3 protein-coding genes are annotated in these 4954 nt (G+C 64.4%); 1 reads left to right on the plus strand and 2 read right to left on the minus strand.

Features of this window, described 5'->3' with window-relative positions:
• Positions 1 to 213: 213 nt before the first annotated feature.
• Both VW23_RS19020 and VW23_RS19025 read right to left on the minus strand, forming a co-directional pair.
• On the minus strand, positions 214 to 2169 hold the full coding sequence (locus VW23_RS19020; RefSeq protein ID WP_084646312.1) for an ABC transporter permease: 1956 nt from the start codon (positions 2167 to 2169) through the stop codon (positions 214 to 216).
• Positions 2170 to 2339: 170 nt separating this feature from the next.
• Positions 2340 to 3749: an ABC transporter substrate-binding protein gene (locus tag VW23_RS19025; protein WP_069911123.1), complete on the minus strand. Its 1410-nt coding sequence runs from the start codon at positions 3747 to 3749 to the stop codon at positions 2340 to 2342.
• Positions 3750 to 3992: 243 nt separating this feature from the next.
• Here VW23_RS19025 and VW23_RS19030 point away from each other — a divergent pair, with 243 nt between their 5' ends.
• The gene (locus tag VW23_RS19030) at positions 3993 to 4898 is read left to right on the plus strand and encodes a S1C family serine protease (protein WP_069911124.1); all 906 of its coding nucleotides are present in this window, start codon (positions 3993 to 3995) and stop codon (positions 4896 to 4898) included.
• The last annotated feature ends 56 nt before the right edge of the window (positions 4899 to 4954 follow it).

Genomic DNA, 4954 nt, shown 5'->3' on the forward strand with positions numbered 1-4954 from the left:
TCTGTGTGTGATTAAAGTCAGAGGCGACCACACAGACCTACCCTGGACGGGTCGTCGGCAGCGGGAGAGGAGGAGAAGGGCCAGGCCCCTCACCCCGACCCTCTCCCCGGAGGGGAGAGGGGGCGATGTGGCATTGCCCGTGCAAAGTGCGTCCCCTCTCCCCTCCGGGGAGAGGGTCAGGGTGAGGGGAAGGAACGTAGTCACTCTAGCGGTTCACCCCTTCACCGCCCCGACAGTCAGCCCGCCGACCAGGAAGCGCTGGGCGTACATGTAGAGCACCGCCACCGGGATTGCCGTCAGCAGCGAGGCTGCCATCAGTTCGCCCCAGGGCAGGATGTCGCCCACCACCATGGATTGGAGGCCGATCGGCAGGGTCCTGAGCGATTCCGAGGTGATGAAGACGAAGGCGAACAGGAACTCGTTCCAGGCATTGGTGAAGGCGAACAGCGCCACCGACAGCAGCGCCGGCGCCGCCAGGGGCAGGGTGATGCGAACGAAGGCGTAGAGCCGGCTGGCTCCGTCGATCATTGCCGCTTCTTCCAGTTCCACCGGGATCGAGCGGAAATAGCCGATCAGTACCCAGGTGGCGAATGGCACGAGGAAGGTCGGGTAGGTGGTCAGCAAGGCGCCGTAGCTGTTGATCAGGCCGAGGTCGCTCAGCGTCTGGTACAGCGGGATGAAGATCAGCGTTCCGGGCAACAGGTAGGTGATCAGGATCGCTGTGGTCAGCAGCCCGGCGCCGAGGAATTTCAGACGGGTCAGCGCATAAGCGGCGAGCGCCGCAATCGCCACCGAAATAACCGTGCTCAATGCCGCGACCAGGATCGAATTGCCCAGCCAGTGCAGGAACGGCGAGCCGAACAGCAGCTCCTGGTATTGGTTCAGCGTCGGCGGGTTCGGCCAGAAGATCGATTGTCGCTGGCTGATCTGCGTCGTGGTTTTGAACGAGGTGATCAGCACCCAGTAGAACGGGAATAAGACGAACGCCATGATCGGCAACAGGATCAGGATGCGGATGCCGATCCCCATGCGTTCGCGGCCCTGCGGCTTGAACACCGGCTTTTCGGTGGAGCCGGTCATCCGCTTGCGCAGCGCCTGGCCCAGCACCTCGATGCCGCGGTTCAGCATGTCGAACGGCCAGAAGAAGATATCGAGCACGGCGCTGAACAGCCCGCCGAAGAACTTGCCGATGCCGAGCCCCTTCTTCTGCACCCCGGCGGCGCGTTCGTCGTGCCGCATGTACTTGGAGAGCAGGTAGATCAGGAACGCCATCAGCGGCGCGACGGAAAGCGCGATGGCGCTGCCGGGGCCATATTGCAAGGAGCCGATCGCCTTCTCGTAGGCGAGGATCGAATAGAGGCGCGTCGCGCCGCTCGGCCCGCCGCCGGTCATCAGGAAGATCAGCCCGAACTGGTTGAAGGTGGAAATGAAGCTCAGCAGCAGCACCACGAGGATGACGTAGCGCATCCCCGGCAGGGTGATGTAGCGGAAGCGCTGCACCGCATTGGCGCCATCCACCTCGGCCGATTCGTAAAGCTCGGTATCGATCGCCTTGAGCCCGGCCAGCAGCAGCAGGGTGAAGAACGGGATGCCCTTCCAGACGTTCACCGCGATGACGCTGCCCAGCGCCAGGTTCGAGTCCGACAGCCAGCCAAGCGGCTTGCTGATGATACCGGCGCCCTGCAGGATCGGGTTGAGACCACCGAACAGCGGGTCATAGATCGACTTCCAGGCCAAAGCCGTGACGATCTCGGGCACGATCCAGGGGAGCAGCATGATCGCCGACATCAGGTTGCGCCATGGCAACTTGGAATGCAGGATCATCGCAATGGTCATGCCGGTGACGAACTTGATGCTGAGCGACCAGAAGGTGAAGTTGATGGTGTTCGAAAGGCTCAGCAGGTAGTCGGAATTGGTGTAGAGGCGCTGGTAGTTCCTCAGGCCCACCTGCACCGTGTCGCCGGTGTTGAAGTTGAAGGTGGTCATCGACATCAGGATAGCGCTGATGAATGGCCAGAAGATCAGGCCAGCCATCAGCAGGACCATGGGCAGGACGAACAGGTAGGCGATCTTCCAGTCGCGGCCGAGAATGCCCCGCACCCGCCGCGCCATCGACATCGGCCGCATCGTTCGGCCTACCGCGGAATTCACCTGAGCTTGATCAACCATTACCTGTCCCCTCGAAAGTGCTGCACGGCGAGGCGTCTGGCCTCAGCACCGGAGCCTTGATCCACGGCGTAGAACGGCACCCGCACTCTCCCCGGAGTGCGGCCGATGACGCTGCGGCGCTAGAGTGGGGGAGGGCGGCTACGCCGCCCTCCCGCGCGGGTTGCATCGCCTTACGGCTGCATGATCCCGCCTTCTTCGAACAGATCGCGCATCTTCTGGTGCGCATCCTTGACGGCATCAGCGGGGGCCATGCGCCCCGAGATGACGTTGCCGACCGACTGTTCCAGCACACCCTGGGCGCGGATCGCATCGACGCCCGCGTTCGGATTTGCCGGCCACGACTGGCCGAGGAACGGATCCTTGACGTCGACCGCCTGCTTGATCGTCGCGAGGTTCGGTTCGGCCGCCAGCAGCTCCGGGGTCCAGAGGTTCTGGTAGGCCGGGGTGAACAGCACGCTGCCCAGAGCCGCGATCTTGCCGAAGTTGGCCGGATCGAGCAGGTTGAGCGCCAGCTCCTTGGCGAGCGCCGCGTTCGGCGCCCCCTTGAACACCGTCATCCAGCCGCCGACATTGCCGCCATCGCGGCTGTCGCCGTTGATCGCGGTCGGCGCCTGCAGCAGCAGGGTGTTGGCATAGACCGCATTACCGTCGCGCTTCGACTGAGCGTAGATCGAGAAGGCGTTCTGGGTGAAGCCGATCTGGCCCGCGAGGTACGCTTCGTTGTTGCCCGTGTCGTTCCAGCTCTCGACGCCCGGCGGCAGCATGGCGGCGTATTTGCCGTTGCGGTCGTAGGTTTCGCGTAGGAACTCGAAGGCAGCCACCGTCTCCGGCGAGTCGAAGGTCACCACCTGGCCGGTCTCGTCGGTGAAGTGGCCACCGAAGGCCTGAACAGTAGCGATCAGGAAGCCGAAGCCGTCACCCGACTGGTTGGGAGTGAAGCCCCAGCCGTAGAAGTCGGGACCCGAGATGGCGAGAGCTGCTTCGCGGCGGTCGACGATGGTCTTCAGGGAAGCGGGATCGATGCCCTTTTCCTTGAGCTTGTCACCACGCGCATAGTAGCCGGTCGTCGTGCCGATCAGCGGAACGGCCCACCACTTGCCGTCGATCTGCGCGGTCTTGGCGGCATTCAGGCCCGGCATGATGTCGCCGTAGAGCTTGATGGCCTCTTCGACCACGTCGGTCATATCCTCGACCAGGTCGAGCAAATGCAGCTGCGCGATCGAAACGTTGGACGTGTATGCGAAATCCGGCGGGTTGCCGGCCTTCACCGCCGCCGTCATCTTGCCCATGAAGTCGCCGAACGACTCAGGGTTGGTGGTCGAGATGTCGAGCTGGACCCCCTTGCCATCGGCGAAGGCCTGCACGGTGTCGCGGAACGCCGTCTGGGCCGCCTCGAAATACTCGGTGCGGTGAATGACGGTGAGCTTCCCCGAACCGCCTACCGGCAGCGGTGCGTCCGGTTTGGGTGCGGCGGCGTCCTGCGCAAAAACCGGAAGGCCGCTCCCCGCGGCGATAAGTCCGGCGCCGGTAGCAACGGTCCCCCTCAGGACGTCGCGACGGCTCAACTTCTTGATAGTCATCGTAGTTTCTCCTCCTCGTCGTTGGGCAGTCTCTCCTAGTCACGTCTGGTTGGTGGCTCTCGTGTCCACCTTGTATGACAACACGTGCAGCATTGAACAGATTTCGCTCTGCTGCAACACGTACCTCACGGTTCGGCTCCGCGACCCTTGCAGGCCCCCCGTCCATTGCCTACCTTGTACACAGGCATCGTGCCCGGCCAGAGGCCCGGCGCCGGCCTGTCTCCGCAACACCAGGACAAGAGCATGGATATCGATCCGACCTTGCGGTCAGTCGTGGCCGTCAGATCCACCATCCCCGACGATGCCTTCACCGCCGCCGCCCTCGGCACGCTGCGCGAAGGCAGCGGTGTGGTGATCCGCGAGAGCGGCCTGGTGCTGACCATCGGCTATCTGATCACCGAAGCCGAAGAGGTGTGGCTGACCGCCAGCGATGGCCGCGTCGTCGCCGCGCACGCGCTGGCCTACGACCAGGAAACCGGTTTCGGCCTGGTGCAGGCGCTTGGGCCACTCGACCTGCCGGCTCTCGAACTGGGCCATTCCGCCGACGCGCAGCTGGGTGACTCGGTGATCTTCGCCGACGGCACCGGCCGCTCCATCCGCGCCAGCATCGTCGCCAAGCAGGAGTTTGCCGGCTATTGGGAATACCTGCTCGATGAAGCCATCTTCACCGCCCCGGCGCACCCCTCGTGGGGCGGTGCGGCGCTGATCGGCGCCGACGGCAAACTGCTCGGTGTCGGCTCGCTCCGCCTGCAGATGATGCGGGCCGGCGAGACTGCCGACATCAACATGGTGGTCCCCATCGACCTGCTCCGCCCCATCCTCGACGACCTGCTCACCCGCGGCGAAGCCAACCGCCCGCCGCGGCCGTGGCTTGGCGTGTTCTCGGCCGAGAGCGATGGCGAAGTGGTGGTGATGAGCGTCGCCGATGGCGGCCCGGCCGCTAAGGCCGGCCTGCGCCAGGGCGACGTGATCTCCGACGTGCGCGACAGCGAGGTCGAAAGCCTGGCTGATTTCTATCGCAAGGTGTGGAGCAGCGGCCCGGCCGGCGCCGAGTTCCCGATGCGCGTCGTTCGCGATGGCCGCGACACCTGGGTCCGCATCAAATCCGCCGACCGCAACAGCTTCCTGCGCAAACCCCACCTGCAGTAGGGCGCTTAGGTAGTTCGTCACGGGCCGGTGCGGAAAGAGTACCCCCACCCCTGTCC

This window comes from Devosia insulae DS-56 (genome assembly GCF_000970465.2).
Taxonomy (GTDB): Bacteria; Pseudomonadota; Alphaproteobacteria; order Rhizobiales; family Devosiaceae; genus Devosia_A; species Devosia_A insulae.

What these genes read in the sequence shown, in the direction of transcription:
- VW23_RS19020 (WP_084646312.1), bottom strand. Translation starts at nt 2,169, where the DNA reads ATGGTTGATCAAGCTCAGGTGAATTCCGCGGTAGGCCGAACGATGCGG.
- VW23_RS19025 (WP_069911123.1), bottom strand. Translation starts at nt 3,749, where the DNA reads ATGACTATCAAGAAGTTGAGCCGTCGCGACGTCCTGAGGGGGACCGTT.
- VW23_RS19030 (WP_069911124.1), top strand. Translation starts at nt 3,993, where the DNA reads ATGGATATCGATCCGACCTTGCGGTCAGTCGTGGCCGTCAGATCCACC.